The following is a 15,591-nucleotide window of genomic DNA, read 5'->3' on the forward strand; positions in this document are numbered from 1 at the left end:
CCGCCACGCGGCGGGTGCGCACCGGCACCGAGCTTATCGTGAAGAACATCTAATGCATCGGGTAGGGGCCGCCCTCCGTGGCGGCCCGCCAGCCACTTCATGCGTATCCCAAGAGGAAAGCTACAGAGCAACTCGAAATGTGAACTGACGGCGTCCCGTCTCACCCCGCCGCGGGCGGGGCCGGGTCCGCGTCGGTCGCCTTGGTCACGCCCCCCAGCCGGTACCTGTCGATCAGCCGGTACAGGGTCCGCCGGCTGATGCCCAGCGCCTTCGCCGCGTGGACCTTGTTCCCGTCGTGCCGCCGCAGCACGGCGACGACGTGCCGGCGCTCGACGTCGTCCAGGTCGTCCGGGTTGGCCGGCGCGGCCGCGACCGCCCCGGTGCCCGCGGGGGCCGGCCCCGCGGCGTGCGCCACCCCCTCGGGCAGGTCGTCCACGGTGATCGTGTCGCCCTCGGCGAGGATCTGCGCCCGCTCCAGCACGTTCGCCAGTTCGCGGATGTTGCCCGGCCAGTCGTACGCGCACAGCACCCGCATCGCCTCGGGGTCCACGGCGAACGGGGCCTTGCCGACCTGCCGGGTCCGCAGGATGTGGGCCACCAGTTCGGGCACGTCCTCGCGGCGGTCCCGGAGCGGCGGCAGGGTGATCGCGATGACGTTCAGGCGGAAGAACAGGTCCTCGCGGAACCGATTCGCCCGCACCTCGTCCTCGAGCGGCTTGTTGGTCGCGGCGACGACCCGCACGTCGGCGTGTTTCTCTTGGGTGCTGCCGACCCGCCGGTAGTGGCCGTCCTCCAGCACCCGCAGGAGCTTGGCCTGGAGGGCCGGGGCCATCTCCGCGACCTCGTCGATGAACAGGGTGCCGCCCTCGGCGACCTCGAACAGCCCCGGCTTGGTGCGGTCGGCCCCGGTGAACGCGCCCCGCTCGTGGCCGAACAGCTCGCTCTCCAGCAGCGTCTCCTGGAGGGTCGCGCAGTTCACCGTGACCAGCGGCCTGTCGCGGCGGGCGCTGTTGCCGTGGACCGCGCGGGCGACCAGTTCCTTGCCGGTGCCGCTCGGCCCGCGGACCAGGACGGTCGCGTTCGTGCCGGCCACCTTCTCGATCAACTGCGTGACCCGCCGCACGGCCGGGCTCGACCCGACGATGCGGTACCGCGGGGACTCGAACGTCAGCTCCTTGACGATGGCGCGGAGCCGCAGGTTCTCGACCCGCAGGCGGCGGACCTCCATCGCCCGGTCGAGGACCGGCAGGATGGTCTGCAGGCGGAACGGCTTGAGGACGTAGTCGAACGCGCCGGTTTTCATGGCCTCGACGGCGGTCTGGATGGTCCCCTGCCCGGTCATGATGATCCCGACCAGGTTGGGGTCGATCTCCAGCGCCCGGCGGAGCAACTGGATGCCGTCGGTGCCGGGCATCATGAGGTCGGAGAGGAGCACGTCGTACCCGCCGTCGCGGAGCGCGTCGGGCGCGAGCACCGGGTCCGTGAGCCCCTGGACCTCGAACCCCTGCTCGCCGAGCGACTCGCACAGGGCGCGCATCAACTCGACCTCGTCGTCCACGACGAGGAGCCGGCCGCGGGGGGTGGGGGGGGTCATGGCGGGGTCCGAAAGGGGTGCGGGGCCGGGGCGGCTACTTGAGGCCCGCGACGTTGGTGTCCGGGCGGACCGGGAGCACGAGGCGGACGGTGGTCCCCTGCCCCATGAGGCTCTCGACCTCGACCCGCCCGCGGTGCTGGTCCACGATCCTCCGACAGATAGCAAGTCCCAGGCCGGTCCCCTTCCCCTCTTCCTTGGTCGTGAAGAACGGGTCGAACACCCGGGGGAGCAGGTCGGCCGGGATGCCCGCCCCCGTGTCGGCCACCTCGACGACGATGGCCGCCACGCCGCCGGGCAGCGTCCCGGGGCGGACCCGGGGCGTGAGGTGCCCGCCGTCGGGCATGGCGTCGGCCGCGTTGGTGAACAGGTTCAGGAACACCTGCCGGAGCTGCTGCCGGTCGGCGTGGATCGTGGGCACGTCGGCGGCGAACTGCGTGTCCACCTTCACCCGCTTCTTCCGCAGGTGGTGCGCCACCAGGTCCACGGTCCTGGTGATCTCCTCGCACACGTCCACGGTCGAGACCTGGTCCCGCCCGGCGCGGCTGAACTGGAGCAGGTTGGCGACCAGGTTGGCCATCCGCTCGACCTCGCCCTCGATGATCTCCAGTGGCTTGCGGCGCGGGTCGTCGGGCGGGGTCTTCGCGATGAGCCCCTCGACCCGCAGGCTGACCGTGCCGAGCGGGTTGTTCAGCTCGTGGGCGATGCTCGCGGCCAGTTCCCCGACCCCGGCGAGCCGGGCCGCCTGCCAGAGCTGCTGCGTGGTGCCCCGCAGCTCCTCGGACTTGGCCTGCAACTCGACCAGCGCCCGCTCCCGCTGCGCGGCCGTCTCGCGGAGCTGCCCCTCGACCAGGACCCGCCCGGTCACGTCGCGGAGGATGAGCGTGTGGACCGCCTCGCCGCCCACCTCGGTCCGGGCCATCGAGACCTCCAGCGGCACCGGGGTGCCGTCGGCCCGGCGGCCCTCGATCCGGAGCGGCGCGGCCGCGGCGACCGGGCCTCCGAGGGGCAGCCCGCCCGGGAGGAACCGCGCGAGGTCCGTGCCCGTCGCCTCGGCGGCCGGGCACCCGAACACCCGCTCGGCGGCCGGGTTGAACAGCGTGGTCCGCAGGTCCGAGTCGAGGGTGATGATCGCGTCCTGCGCCGACCGGATGACCGCGTCGAGCCGGGCCTCGGCGGCCGCGAGCTGGGCCTGGGCGCGGAGGTGCGCCAGCTCCCGCTGCGCGGCCTCGTACTGCTTCCGGACCGACACGTCCCGGACGATCGCCGTGAACAGCATCCCGTCGCCCGAGCCGAGCTTCGAGATGGACACCTCGGCGGAGAACTCGGTGCCGTCCTTGCGGCGGCCGTGGACCTCGCGCCGCTCGCCCATGAGCCGCGCGTGCTCGGCGGCCCGCCCGAACCCGTCCACCTGGCCGCGGTGCGGCGGCCGGTACCGGGCCGGGAGGAGGACGTCGAGGGGCCGGCCCACCACCTCGTCGGGGGCGTAGCCGAACAGCTTGGCCGCGCCGCGGTTGAAGAGGACGATCTCCTGGCGGGCGTCCACGGTGACGATGCCGTCCTCGGCGATGTCGAGGATCTCGGCGAGCTGGTCCGAGGTGATGCGTGCGAGCACGACGCTCCTCATGGACGGACCGCCCGGTGGCCCGAGGACGGCGCGATTCCGAAGGTCCAATTTCATCCCAAACTCTGTTCGAATGGTTTCAGATCGCGCCACGGGTGTCAACACACGGTGTGCCACCGCCGCACACGTGGCGCGTCACCACCTGCGCCCGCCCGACACACCGACCGGGCCGACCGGACCCTACGCGCCCGACTGCGAGGGCTCGGATTCGCGGTGCCCCGCGAGGGCGTTCCTGACGGTTTGGAGCCGAGTTCTCTCGTTAAGCAGATCGCGTTCCGTGCGGTCTCGGGCGGCGGAGCGTCCACCGATCGGAGGCCGCATCGGATCCGCGGCTCCAGCCCCGGACCAGAATCAGAAGGCCGGCCCGGAATTTGACTACCAGTGTGTGCCTCGTCGCGAGAGCCCCGTTTCGGTCCGCCCGGGTGACGGGTGGGAACGCGACCGGGCCGCGCCTACAGATGGGTGTCCGGCCCGAACGCGGCGCACGGCCGCGCGACGATCGACGCCCCACGATCTCGGAACGCCCATGGGCACCGCCCACAACGTCGACAGTGTTCGCGACCCGTCGCGAGAGTGCGAGGAGCGGTTCCGGCTGCTGCTGGCCGGCGTGCGGGAGTACGCCATCTTCTTCACGGACCCGCACGGCACCATCACGGAATGGCACAGCGGCCCGGCCGGGTGGGCCGGGGACGCGGCGGCGTTCGTGGGCTCGCACGTTTCCGGGCTCTACCCCCCGGGCGACGCGGCCGCGGGCAAGCCGGGGATCGAACTCGCCGAGGCGCGGGCCTGGGGCCACGCCGCCCGCGAGGGGTGGCTGGTCCACGGCGACGGCACCCGGTTCTGGGGCGACTACGTGACGGCCGCGCTCCGGGACGACCGCGGCGGGTTCCGCGGGTTCTGCCGGGTGGTCCGCGACGTGACCGAGCGGAAGCACGCCGAGGAGGCGCTGCGGTCCGTGGTGAGCCACTCGACCGACGCCCTGGTGACGATCGACCACCGGGGAACCATTCAGTCGTTCGCCGGCGCCGCCGAGCGGATCTTCGGGTACGCCGCGGCCGAGGCGGTGGGCCGGAACGTCAGCGTCCTGATGCCCGAGCCGTGGCGGGGCGAGCACGACGGGTACATCCAGAACTACCTGCGGACCGGCGTGCCGCGGGTCATCGGGACCGGCCGCGAGGTGACCGGGCGGCGGAAGGACGGGTCCCCGGTGCCGCTCGACTTCACCCTGACCGAGTTCACCCTCGACGGGCTCACGTTCTTCACCGGGATCATGCGGGACATCACCGAGCGCAAGGAGGCGCAGGCCCAGCTCGAGGTCCAGGCGACGCAGGACGCCCTGACCGGGCTGTGGAACCGCGGCGCGATCCTGAAGTTGCTCGCCGACGAACTCGACCGCGGCCGCCGGGACGGGACCGCGGTCGGGGTGGCGCTGCTCGACATCGACCACTTCAAGCGGATCAACGACGGGTACGGGCACCTCGCCGGGGACGCGGTCCTGCGGGCGCTGGGGGGCGAGTTGAACGCGGCCGTGCGGCGGTACGACCGGATCGGGCGGTACGGCGGGGAGGAGTTCCTGATCGTGATGCCGGGGTGCGACGAGGCGTGCGTGCGGGGGCTGTGCGAGCGGGTCCGCCGCACCGTCGCGGACGCGAGCGTCACCTACGAGGGCCGCCGGATCGCGGTCACGGTCAGCATCGGGGCGGCGGTCGCGGTCCCCGGGGCGGGCGCCACGCCGGACACCTTCCTGCGGGCCGCCGACCTCGCGCTGTACCGGGCCAAGCACGCCGGCCGCGACCGCGTCGAACTCGGCCCCGTGGAGTGATGCCGGATCTGATTGATTCCGAACTGTAGCCGGCCTCTGTGAGGCCGGGCCTTGGGGACTCGCCAAGGCCCGGCCTCACAGAGGCCGGCTACAGATACTGTTCACCACGATTCGGTATCACGGGGCCTTGTCGGGCGCCGGCTGTTCGCCGCCCGGCACCCCGGGCTTCGAGTTCTTGATCCACTTGATGGTGTTGGCCACCGTCAGCCGGACCTGCTCCTGCGGCATGCTGGCGACGACCTGCTCCTTTTCCTTGGCCGAGAGCTTGTCGTAGGCCTCCGAGAACGTCTTGTCCTTGAGGTTCTCGATGAGCCGCTCCTGCCGGAGCTTCTCCCACTTCTTCTCGACCTTCTCCAGGTGCTCGATCGCCCCGGCGCCCTTCACGCCCATCGACGCGAGGGCCGTGAGCGCCGTGTTCAGCACCAGCGGGTTGTCGTCCTGGAGCACGCCCACGACGGCATCGACCTTCGCGCCGGCCTGCTCGCCGAAGATGGCCAGTGCCTGGAGCGCCTGGACCTTGGGCCCGTCGTCCTTGGCCTCGCAGTGGCGGGCGATCGCGGTCAGGTTCTCGTCGTTGATCTCTTTCGGGTCGAACCGCATGAGCACCACGCGGCACCAGATCTCGAGCTGCTTGTCGGGCTCGACGTCCTTGGTCTTCCCCTTGCCGAGCCGGGCCCGCATCACGTCGGCGACGAAGTCGGCGGACTTTTGGTTGATCTTCGGGGGGGTCTTGTCGTCCTTGCGGGCGCCCTCCCACGGCGGCCCGAGCAGCACCAGCGCCTGGAGCGCGTCCATCCGGACCGCCACGCTCCCGTCCTTGGCGCCGCTCCCGTCGCGGGCGAGCGTGGCGAGCGCCTGGAGCGCGAGATAATTGGGGCCGACCGATTTGTTGAAGCCGATCTGGCCGAGGCACCGGGCGATCACTTGACGGGTCTCGAAGGACGGGTCGTTGAGCGAGTAGCCCGCGACGCGCTTCACTTCCTTTTCGGCCTTGGGTCCGAACGCCGCGACCGCCTGGACGGCGTGCCTCCGCCCGACCGAACTCGTCAACTGGCTGTCGATGACCCCCGCCAGCAGGCGGATTGCCTCGGTCTCGTCCCCCGGGTCCTCGAACCCGATCAACGCGACGGTGTCGAAGAGTACGGCTTTCACTCCCGGGTCGGGCTCGACCCTCAGCCGCGCGAGCAGCGCCTTGCCAACGGCCTTATCTTTCCTCAGCTCCGGGCCGAATCCGGTTATGGTGTTCAGCGCCGCTTGCCGGATCGCGGCGTCGGGGTCGCTCAGGTCCTTGAGCCACGACTTCGCGTCCTTGCCGCCGATCTCGGTCGGCCACTTCAGTTCGGGGAGCTTGGTCGGCCCGGGGCTCTTGGTTTCTTTGGGATCGGGCTGGAGGCCCGCGACCCGTTCCTGGCCGGAAACGGTGACGGCGAGCGCCGCGGCGAGGGCCAGTCCGGCGAGAGGTCTGGTGAACATGGCGGTCCCCTGGTGAGCTCTTCCCCAGTCCCTGACAACACACAAGATACCCGCGGCGTTTGCGGCCGCAACGGCAATGCCCGGCCCGCCCGGAGCGCCCCTCCGGCGGCGGTGGGGTTGCCGCGCCCCCGGTCGGGTGCGTAGGATACAACTCTTCGGCATGCACCTTGCAAGGCCGGCTCTCGCGCGCTCTGCCGACGCGCGGAAAGGCCCGGCCCGTTTTTGGGGACCGACGCGCCGCCACGCACCCCCGCGTGCCGCGCCGCCGCCGGCCCCGGGAGTGAGCCACCCGTGACGGAACCTCTGATCGATTTGCGTGCCCTCCTCGTCGAGCGCGAGGACTTCGAGGGCGGGATGGTGTCACGGCTCCGCGAGGGGCTGGCCCAGGGCGGGTCGCAGGTCCGCGCGATGCGCGAGATCACCGACACGCTCCAGAAGCGGCTGGCCGTCGCCGCCGCCCCGCAGCAGAAGAAGATCCACCTGAAGCTCGGCATCTCGTTCTACTTCCTCGGCCAGATCCGCACGGCCGTCGAGCACCTGAACAAGGCCGAGGGGCCGCTCGCCGCGTTCTGGCTCGGCCAGGCCCACATGTACCTCGGCCAGGCCAAGCCCTACGCCGACGACGACGGCGACGCCACGGACCACCTCGCCGAGGCCGTCAAGGCGTTCGACCGGGCCGAGAAGTCGGGCTACGCGGCCCAACTGACGCAGCTCCAGAAGGCCGGCGTCCTCCGGCTCCAGAAGCACCTCGGCGACGCCAAGGCGATCCTCGCCAAGCTCAAGGACGGCGCGGCCCACAACGCCGAGTTCTACTTCCAGGAGGGCGGCGTCGCCGAGGCCGAGGGCGACCCGATCCGGGCCGCCAAGTCGTACGCCCGGGCCGTCGAACTCGAGCCCCGGCACGCCGGCGCGCTGTTCCGCCTCGGGTTCCTCAACGACCTCCAGGGCAACGACCAGGAGGCCATCGGGTACTACGAGAAGTGCCTCAAGTACCCGCCGGTCGGCAAGGGCGTGCTGTACAACCTCGGCATCCTGTACGAGGACCACGACCAGTACGACAAGGCGACCGAGTGCTACCGCCGGCTCCACCGGGCCGACCCGCGGGACGAGCGGGCCAAGCTGTTCGTCAAGGACGCCGAGGCGTCGCTGACCCAGGACTACAACCCGCAGGACGAGCAGTTCAGCGAGGAGCACCAGCGGGTGCTGGAGGTCCCGATCACGGACTTCGAGCTGTCCGTGCGGAGCCGGAACTGCCTCAAGAGGATGAACATCCGCACCCTCGGCGACCTGACCCGCGTCACCGAGTCGCAACTGCTGGCCAGCAAGAACTTCGGCGAGACCTCGCTCGAAGAGATCAAGGCCATCATGAACGCGAAGGCGCTGCGGATCGGCCAGTCGCTCGACCAGGGCCAGCAGTACGAGTTCCGGTACCGCCCGCAGCAGAACCTGAGCCCCGAGGAGCAGGCGACCCTGAACAAGCCGGTGAGCGACCTGAACCTGTCGGTCCGGGCCCGCAAGTGCATGAACCGGCTCAACATCACCACGCTCGGCGAGCTGGTCCAGCGGACCGCCGACGAGCTGCTCGAAGCGAAGAACTTCGGCATGACCTCGCTCACCGAGGTCCGCGAGCGGCTCGTCCAGCACAACCTGAAGCTCCGCGGGGACTGACCCTTCGGAGGACAACAGACACACGCCTTCGGCGACAGAGGACAGAAGCCAGAGGTCAGAAACCAAGCCAACTTGGTTCTGACCTCTGCCTCTTTCTCTTTCTGTCCTCTGTCCTCTGACCTCTGTCCTCTGACCTCTGCCTTCGAAATGGCCATCTCCTTCCAACTCGACGCCGCCGACGGCGCGGCGCGGGCCGGCACGATGGCGACGCCCCACGGCGTCGTGCGGACCCCCGTGTTCATGCCCGTGGGCACCCAGGGCACGGTCAAGGGGCTCACCCCCGAGATGGTCCGCGACGCCGGCTCGCAGATCATCCTCGGGAACACCTACCACCTCGCCCTGCGGCCCGGCGACGAACTCGTCCGCGACCTCGGCGGCCTGCACCGGTTCATGAACTGGCCCGGCCCGATCCTCACCGACTCGGGCGGGTTCCAGGTGTTCAGCCTCGCCACGCAGGTGAAGGTCACCGACGACGGCGCGAAGTTCCGGAGCCACATCGACGGCTCCCCGCTCGAGCTCACCCCCGAGCGGGCGGTGCGCATCCAGGAGAACCTCGGGTCCGACATCGCGATGGTGCTCGACGAGTGCCCGTCGCTCAAGGACACCACGCCGGCGAAGGTGCGGGCCGCCGTGACCCGCACGGTCCGCTGGGCCGCCCGGTGCAAGGCGTGCCACACCCGTGCCGACCAGGCGCAGTTCGCCATCGTGCAGGGCGGCCTGGACATCGAGCTGCGGGCCGAGTGCGCCCGGGAGCTGGTCGCGATGGACTTCCCGGGGTACGCCCTGGGCGGGTTCAGCGTCGGCGAGTCGCCCGAGTCGATGCACGCGGCGCTGCCGGCGTGCGCCGCCCTGCTCCCCGAGGGGAAGCCGCGGTACCTCATGGGCGTCGGTCGGCCGCAGGACCTCCTCGCCGGGGTCGCCGCCGGGGTCGACATGTTCGATTGCGTGATGCCGACCCGCAACGGCCGCAACGCGCTGGCGTTCACCGCCGACGGCCCGATCCGGCTGCGGAACGCGACGCACCGGCGAGATCCGGCCCCGGTCGAGTCCGGTTGCGGGTGCTACTGCTGCGCGAACTACTCCCGCGCGTACCTGCACCACCTGTTCGCCGCCGACGAGATGCTCGGGCCGACGCTCCTGAGCCTCCACAACGTCGCGTTCTACTTGCGGTTGATGCGGGGCGCCCGGGACGCGATCATCGGGCGCCGGTACGCCGCGTTCCACGCCGGTTGCCTTGCCCGGTGGAACGCCGCTCCCTAAACTGAATTTTCCGACTAGACCGACCACGGCGGCCCCGCGGCCGCCGCTCGCATCAATGACGCACACCATGACGTACAGCCTGATCGCGCAGGACCCCGGGGCGCAACAGCAGCCGCAGCCGCTCGGGCCGGCGAACCCGGTCTTCATCATGGCGATCGGGATCCTGTTCCTGGTCGTCGTCGTGATGCCGATGATGAACCGGAAGCAGAAGCGGGAGCTGGAGAACCTGCACGCGAGCGTCAAGCGCGGCGCGAAGGTGGTGACCAACGCCATGATCGTGGGCGTGGTCGTGTCGGCGAAGGACGGCGAGGACGAGATCGTGATCAAGTCCGAGGACTCGCGGTTCCGGATCAAGCGGAGCGCGGTCATCCAGGTGGTCGGGACCGACGAGGCCGAGACCGCCGCGAAGTGACGAGTGCGGAGTGCGGGCGTCGGGGTGCGGAATCAAGACCCGGAGTCCGCCCGGCCGCGACGAGCGGCGGGGCGTAGCCGGACAGGGAACGGAACACCATGCAACGGAACTATCTCCGCGGGCTGCTGATCTGTCTGATCCCCTGCCTGCTGGCGGGCGTGTTCGCGGTGCGGGTCGACAAGTACAAGCTCGGCATCGACCTCGCGGGCGGGACCATCCTCGTCTACGAGATCAACCTGGAGCGGACCAAGCAGCGGAAGGAGGCGGTCGGCGAGGACGGGCAACTCGTCAAGCGGGACGCGACCGCCGCCGCCGGGCTCAGCCCCGAGGAAATGAACCAGCTCGCGGCCCAGATCAAGCGCCGCATCGACCCCACCGACATCAAGAACGTCACCGTCCGCCCGCTCGGCGACCGCCGCTTGGAGATCATCCTCCCGACCGGCGGGGCCAGCAGCGGCAAGACGAACCTGACGGCCGAGGAGATCGAGGAGACCAAGCGGCTCATCTCGCAGATGGGCGTGCTCGAGTTCCGCATCCTCGCCAACGGGGCCGACGACGCCGAGGGGATCGCCGCGGCCCGCGCCGCCGTCGACAACGAGTCGCCCGAGGTGCTCAAGGCGCTGGCCGACGAGGGCAAGGCCCCGCCCGGCCCGCGGGACGAGTTCAACGTCGAGATCAACGCCACCAAGGCCAAGGTGCGGTACGTGTGGGCCGAGGTCGGGCCGGAGTTCCGCATCGACCTCGGGCTGAGCAACGCGAGCGAGGGGGCCGGCGGGCTGTGGGCCGCCGCAGCCGCCGCCCGCGCCACCGGCAAGACGTTCGTGATCGGGCCGAACCGCACCGTGGTCAACGACAACGCCGTCGCCACCGAGGTGCTGTACAGCCGGGTCTGCACCAACCGCGACCAGCTCGCCCGCGAGGAGTCCGAGCGGGAGCGGCTGGAGCGCGAGGGCAAGTCGAAGGAGGAGATCGCCAAGCTCGTCGACGCCAAGAAGTACGAGTACTTCGTGCTGACCCGCGTGTCGCCCGAGGACTCGGTCCGCGTCGGCGGCGACGTCACCCTGACGGCCACCGCCGGGACCGACGCCAAGACGTTCAACCCGTGCGTCGAGTTCAACTTCAACGCCGCCGGCGCGCAGGTGTTCGGCAAGATCACCCGGCGGAACAAGCCGTCGAACAACAACTCTCGGCTCCTCGCGGTGCTCCTCGACGACCGGGTCGTGTCGTCGGCCACCATCCAGAGCGAGATCACCAGCCACGGGCAGATCACCGGGCGGTTCGACCGGAAGACGGTGGAGCGGCAGGTGTACATCCTGCGGAGCGGGGCGCTGAGCGCCGAACTCCGCGAGAAGCCGGTGAGCGAGAACACCATCGGGCCGACGCTCGGCCGCGACACGATCACCAAGGGGACGCTGGCCGTCGGCCTCGCGTTCGTCGCGATCCTCGTGTTTATGGTCGTGTACTACCGGTTCGCCGGGCTGGTCGCGTGCGTCGCACTCTTCGCCAACCTGCTCCTCACGGTCGGGTTCATGGTCGCGGTGAACGCCGCGTTCACCCTCCCCGGGCTCGCGGGCCTCGTCCTCACGCTCGGCATCGCGGTCGACGCGAACGTGCTGATCTACGAGCGGCTGCGGGAGGAGCGGAACAAGGGGGCGAACCTCATCACCGCCATCCGCAACGGGTACGACCGGGCGTTCGGGACCATCATCGACACGCACATGACGAGCATCTTCACGGCGATCGTGCTGTACACGTTCGGCAACGACAACCTGAAGGGGTTCGCCATCAGCCTCACGGTCGGGCTGGTCATCAGCCTGTTCACGTCGCTGTACTTCACCCGGCTCATGTTCGACTTCTGGCTGCACAAGCGGTGGCTCACCGAGCTGCGGATGCTCAAGCTGTTCGAGAAGCCGAACTTCCACCCGATGAAGCTGCGGTTCGCGATGTTCACGTTCGCCGTCGTCAGCTCGGTGCTGGGCCTGGGCCTGTTCGTGGCCCGCGGCGAGGCCGGGCTGAACGTGGACTTCCGCGGCGGCACCGTGTTCGCCGGCAAGCTCCGCGAGGGCGAGGAGCGGTCGCTCACCACCACCTCGGACGGGAAGCCCGGGTTCCGCGAGCTGCTCGGCGAGGCGAACCAGAAGAAGCAACTGACCGCCACGTCGGCGCAGTGGGCGAACAAGCCCGCCGGCGACACGACCACGGCGAACACCTACGTGTACACGATCGCCTACGCCGACAACTCGAACACGACGGTGACCCTCAGCCACCGCCCCCCCGGGGCCACCGTCGAGGAGATGGCCGCCGACGTCGTCCGCCGCGCCCGCGAACTGCCGGACTGGTCGGTCGAGCAGATGTTCCTGGCCGGCGAGCCGGCCTACGGCGACGGGAAGAGCCGGTACTTCACCATCCGCACCACCGAGCGGCAGCCCGAACTCGTGCGGGCGGCGCTGGACCGGCTGCTCCGCGACGACAGCGGCAAGTCGCTCATGGCCGGCGCGACCATGGGCATCGGCGACGTGACCGGCCCAAAAGTCGAGCTGACGTTCTCGCAGCCGACCTCCCGGGCCTACGTGCAGGAGATCCTGAACCGCGAGTTCAAGAAGGCCGGGGCCAGCGGCGAGTCCGACACGTTCTCGATCACCGGCGACAAGGCCACCGAGACCAACGGCCGGTTCACCAAGATGACAGTGGACGTCTCGAACAACCCGGCGCTCGGCAAGCTCAAGGGGCCGGACACCGACGCCGAGAAGAAGACCCAGACCGATGCGCTCAAGCGGATCCTGGCAGAGACCAAGCAACTGTTCGAGTCGGCCCCGGAGCCCGAGCGGCTGGAGGTGTTCGACAGCCAGCTCGCGAAGGAGACGCGGTCCAAGGCGTTCTGGGCCATCGCCCTGAGCTGGGTCGCGATCCTCCTGTACCTGTGGTTCCGGTTCGGCAACTGGACGTTCGGCCTGGCCGCCGTGCTGTGCCTCGTCCACGACCTGTGTTTCACGCTCGGGGCGATCGCGGTGTGCCACTACCTGCACTTCATCCCCGGGGCGAGCCTGCTCGGCATCGAGGACTTCAAGATCGACCTCGTCGCGGTCGCCGCGCTGCTCACCCTCGTGGGCTACTCGGTTAGCGACACCATCGTCGTGTTCGACCGGATCCGCGAGGTCCGCGGGAAGAACCCGAAGCTCGTCCCGCAGATGATTAACGACAGCGTGAACCAGACGCTGAGCCGCACCATCCTGACGGCGACGACCGTGTTCCTCGTGTCGATCGTGCTCTACGCCTTCGGCGGCGAGGGGGTCCACCTGTTCGCGTTCGTCATGGTGATCGGCGTGCTGGTCGGGACGTACAGCTCGATCTTCGTCGCCGCCCCGCTGCTCCTCGCGTTCGGCGAGGGCCACGACGAGCACGCCCCAGCCGCGGTCGAGGAGCCGGCCCACAAGGAAGGGGCCGAGGAAGAAGTGGTCGAAGGTTGATCCACCAAAACACCCCGGGCCTGCCCGGGGTGTTTTTTTGCGCCGAGCGCGCTCCCGCCCCCGAGGTTCCCCCATGCGACACCTCCTCTCCGCCCTGCTCGCGGCGCTGCCACTCGCCGCGCACGCCGCCGAGTTCCCGAAGTTCAAGGCACAGGAGATCGACTCCGGGCTGAAGATCGGGTACGCGGTCCTCGCCGCCGACGTGGACGGCGACAAGAAGCTCGACGTCGTGGTCGTGGACCAGCACAAGCTCGTGTGGTACCAGAACCCCGGCAGGCCCGGTGGCGACTGGAAGAAGCGCGTCATGCTCGACGGCAAGACGAGGCCCGACAACGTGTGCGCCGCGGCCATCGACATCGACGGCGACGGGCTCCCCGAGTTCGTCATCGGCTCGGCGTGGAAGCCGTTCGACACCGCGAACGCCGCTCAACTCGGCTGGGTCAAGCGCGGCAAGTCGCTCGACGACGAGTGGACCTACCACCCGCTCCCGTGCGACGAGCCGACGGTCCACCGCGTGCGGGCGTTCGACACCGACGGCGACGGCAAGCCGGAGATCGTCCACGTCCCGCTCATGGGCCGCGACGCGACCGCGAAGGGGAACTGGACCGACGGCCGGCCGGTGCGGGTCATCGCGCTGAAGGTGCCCGCGAAGGACCCCGAGAAGGCCGAGAACTGGAAGACCGAGGTGCTCTCGGAGGAACTGCACGTATGCCACAACTTCTACGAGCATCCCCTCTCGACTGATCTCGGAGCGAGTTTGGAGCCGAGTACCGTGACCGGCCGCAAGACTCCCAACGTGGAAATTCTGGTGACCGCCTACGAGGGCGTGCACATCATCTCGTGGGAGAAAGGCAAGTGGGTGACGTCCAAGATCGGCGCGGGGAACCAGGCCAACCCGATGGGCACCCGCGGTGCAAGCGAGATCAAGTCCACCAAGTTCCGTACGGGTAACTGGGTTATCGCGACGATCGAGCCGTGGCACGGCAACCAGGTCGTCGTGTACACCCCGCCGAAGGAGGCCGGGAAGTTGTGGGACCGGCACGTCGTGGACGAGCAACTGCGGTGGGGCCACGGGGTGTGGTTCGCGGACCTCGACGGCGACGGCACCGACGAACTGGTGATCGGCGTCCGCGACGACCCGAACCCGAAGGCCGGCGACAAGCACACCGAGCGCCGCGGCGTCCGCATCTACAAGGCGACCGACGGCAAAGGCGCGAAGTGGGAGCGGCAGATCATCGACGACGGCGGCGTCGCGGTCGAAGACCTGACGGTCGCGGACCTCGACGGCGACGGCAAGCCGGACATCATCGCCGTGGGCCGCGCCACCGGGAACTGCCGCTTCTTTTGGAACCAGGGGACGTGATTTCGTGTGCAGCGTCGGGCGGGCTGTGCCGGCCGACGCCTTGCGCGTCACCCTGCGCTTCGGCCGGCACAGCCGGCCCTACGCGGGTTCCACATCGCCCCAGTACGCCGGCAGCGGCGCGACCCAGGTGAGCGGGTGCGTCGTGAACGGGTGCGTGATCGTGAGCGACCGGGCGTGCAGGGCGACGACGCGGTCCCGCGGCACCTCGGCGACCGGCCCGAACGGCCGCGTGCTGCCATACATCTCATCGCCCAGCACCGGGTGGCCGCGCCACGCCATCTGCACCCGCAACTGGTGCATCCGCCCGGTGAGCGGGAGCAACTCGACCAGCGTGCGGTCGCCGAGCCTCCTCACGACGCGGTACTCGAGCATCGCCAGCTTCGCGCCCGGGTCGCCCTCCTTCGCCCGCTCGGCCCGCGGCTCGTCCGGCACCTTCCGCAGCCAGTCCTCGCACACGCCGGTGTCGGGCGTCACCTCGCCCTCAACGAGCGCCCAGTACACCTTGCGCACCTGATGGTGCTCGAACTGCGAGTGGACGCGCTGCGCCGCCTTGGTGTTCCGGGCGAAGCACACGACGCCGCTGACGGGCCGGTCGAGCCGGTGCGGGACGCCGAGGTACACGCCGCCGGGCTTGGCGTACTTCGCCTTGATGTACGCCTTCGCGAGCGCCTCCAGGTTCGGCACGCCGGGCGGGGCCTGGGTCAGCAGCGGGGCCGGCTTGTTGACCGCGAGGAGGTGGTAGTCTTCGTAGAGGATCTGGTCGGCCGTCAGCGCCGCGGGTTCAGTTGGGGAGACCGGGAGAAGGGGAGACACGGAGACCGGGCCGGGCGCGGCGCTCCCCTGCTCTGCGGCCGGAGTGTCGCCCGAATCGCTCATGTCGTTCGCTCCCACGCTCCGTGTCCCCTTGTCTC

10 protein-coding genes are annotated in these 15,591 nt (G+C 70.0%); 6 read left to right on the top strand and 4 right to left on the bottom strand.

Annotation, left to right across the window (positions count from 1 at the left end; genetic code table 11):
• Nucleotides 1-160 precede the first annotated feature (160 nt).
• Together ACTIGN_RS20705 and ACTIGN_RS20710 are read right to left on the bottom strand one after the other, a co-directional pair.
• Nucleotides 161-1,594 (bottom strand): sigma-54-dependent transcriptional regulator, encoded by a 1,434-nt coding sequence (locus ACTIGN_RS20705; protein ID WP_439627338.1) that lies wholly within the window; start codon nt 1,592-1,594, stop codon nt 161-163.
• Nucleotides 1,595-1,628: 34 nt separating this feature from the next.
• A complete protein-coding gene (locus tag ACTIGN_RS20710; RefSeq protein ID WP_439627340.1) occupies nt 1,629-3,206 on the bottom strand; it encodes a PAS domain-containing sensor histidine kinase in 1,578 nt (525 codons plus the stop codon).
• Nucleotides 3,207-3,741: 535 nt separating this feature from the next.
• Here ACTIGN_RS20710 and ACTIGN_RS20715 point away from each other — a divergent pair.
• Entirely contained in the window at nt 3,742-5,037 is a 1,296-nt protein-coding gene (locus ACTIGN_RS20715) for a sensor domain-containing diguanylate cyclase (RefSeq protein WP_439627343.1), read from the top strand.
• Nucleotides 5,038-5,154: 117 nt separating this feature from the next.
• On the opposite strand, the gene ACTIGN_RS20720 is transcribed toward ACTIGN_RS20715, so the two are convergent.
• Nucleotides 5,155-6,510, bottom strand: coding sequence for a HEAT repeat domain-containing protein (locus ACTIGN_RS20720; protein WP_439627345.1), 1,356 nt, complete (start codon nt 6,508-6,510; stop codon nt 5,155-5,157).
• Nucleotides 6,511-6,801: 291 nt separating this feature from the next.
• On the opposite strand from ACTIGN_RS20720, the gene ACTIGN_RS20725 reads away from it, so the two are divergent.
• The 5 genes from ACTIGN_RS20725 to ACTIGN_RS20745 all read left to right on the top strand — a co-directional run bounded on the left by ACTIGN_RS20725 (nt 6,802) and on the right by ACTIGN_RS20745 (nt 14,680).
• Nucleotides 6,802-8,178, top strand: coding sequence for a DNA-directed RNA polymerase subunit alpha C-terminal domain-containing protein (locus ACTIGN_RS20725; protein ID WP_439627347.1), 1,377 nt, complete (start codon nt 6,802-6,804; stop codon nt 8,176-8,178).
• 147 nt (nt 8,179-8,325) lie between these two features.
• Nucleotides 8,326-9,438, top strand: a complete 1,113-nt coding sequence (tgt, locus tag ACTIGN_RS20730; protein WP_439627349.1) for a tRNA guanosine(34) transglycosylase Tgt — start codon at nt 8,326-8,328, stop codon at nt 9,436-9,438.
• Between the two features lie 67 nt (nt 9,439-9,505).
• Entirely contained in the window at nt 9,506-9,850 is a 345-nt protein-coding gene (locus ACTIGN_RS20735) for a preprotein translocase subunit YajC (protein ID WP_439627351.1), read from the top strand.
• Between the two features lie 98 nt (nt 9,851-9,948).
• Entirely contained in the window at nt 9,949-13,317 is a 3,369-nt protein-coding gene (secD, locus tag ACTIGN_RS20740; protein ID WP_439627353.1) for a protein translocase subunit SecD, read from the top strand.
• A gap of 73 nt (nt 13,318-13,390) precedes the next feature.
• Nucleotides 13,391-14,680, top strand: coding sequence for an FG-GAP repeat domain-containing protein (locus ACTIGN_RS20745; protein WP_439627355.1), 1,290 nt, complete (start codon nt 13,391-13,393; stop codon nt 14,678-14,680).
• Nucleotides 14,681-14,758: 78 nt separating this feature from the next.
• On the opposite strand, the gene ACTIGN_RS20750 is transcribed toward ACTIGN_RS20745, so the two are convergent.
• Nucleotides 14,759-15,556 carry an RluA family pseudouridine synthase gene (locus ACTIGN_RS20750; protein ID WP_439627357.1) on the bottom strand — a complete coding sequence of 266 codons (798 nt, stop codon included), beginning with the start codon at nt 15,554-15,556 and terminating at the stop codon, nt 14,759-14,761.
• Nucleotides 15,557-15,591 lie beyond the last annotated feature (35 nt).

The sequence above is a fragment of the Gemmata sp. genome (assembly GCF_051859125.1).
GTDB lineage: Bacteria > Planctomycetota > Planctomycetia > Gemmatales > Gemmataceae > Gemmata.

What these genes read in the sequence shown, in the direction of transcription:
- ACTIGN_RS20745 (WP_439627355.1), top strand. Translation starts at nt 13,391, where the DNA reads ATGCGACACCTCCTCTCCGCCCTGCTCGCGGCGCTGCCACTCGCCGCG.
- ACTIGN_RS20735 (WP_439627351.1), top strand. Translation starts at nt 9,506, where the DNA reads ATGACGTACAGCCTGATCGCGCAGGACCCCGGGGCGCAACAGCAGCCG.
- ACTIGN_RS20750 (WP_439627357.1), bottom strand. Translation starts at nt 15,556, where the DNA reads ATGAGCGATTCGGGCGACACTCCGGCCGCAGAGCAGGGGAGCGCCGCG.
- ACTIGN_RS20720 (WP_439627345.1), bottom strand. Translation starts at nt 6,510, where the DNA reads ATGTTCACCAGACCTCTCGCCGGACTGGCCCTCGCCGCGGCGCTCGCC.
- tgt (WP_439627349.1), top strand. Translation starts at nt 8,326, where the DNA reads ATGGCCATCTCCTTCCAACTCGACGCCGCCGACGGCGCGGCGCGGGCC.
- ACTIGN_RS20715 (WP_439627343.1), top strand. Translation starts at nt 3,742, where the DNA reads ATGGGCACCGCCCACAACGTCGACAGTGTTCGCGACCCGTCGCGAGAG.
- ACTIGN_RS20705 (WP_439627338.1), bottom strand. Translation starts at nt 1,594, where the DNA reads ATGACCCCCCCCACCCCCCGCGGCCGGCTCCTCGTCGTGGACGACGAG.
- secD (WP_439627353.1), top strand. Translation starts at nt 9,949, where the DNA reads ATGCAACGGAACTATCTCCGCGGGCTGCTGATCTGTCTGATCCCCTGC.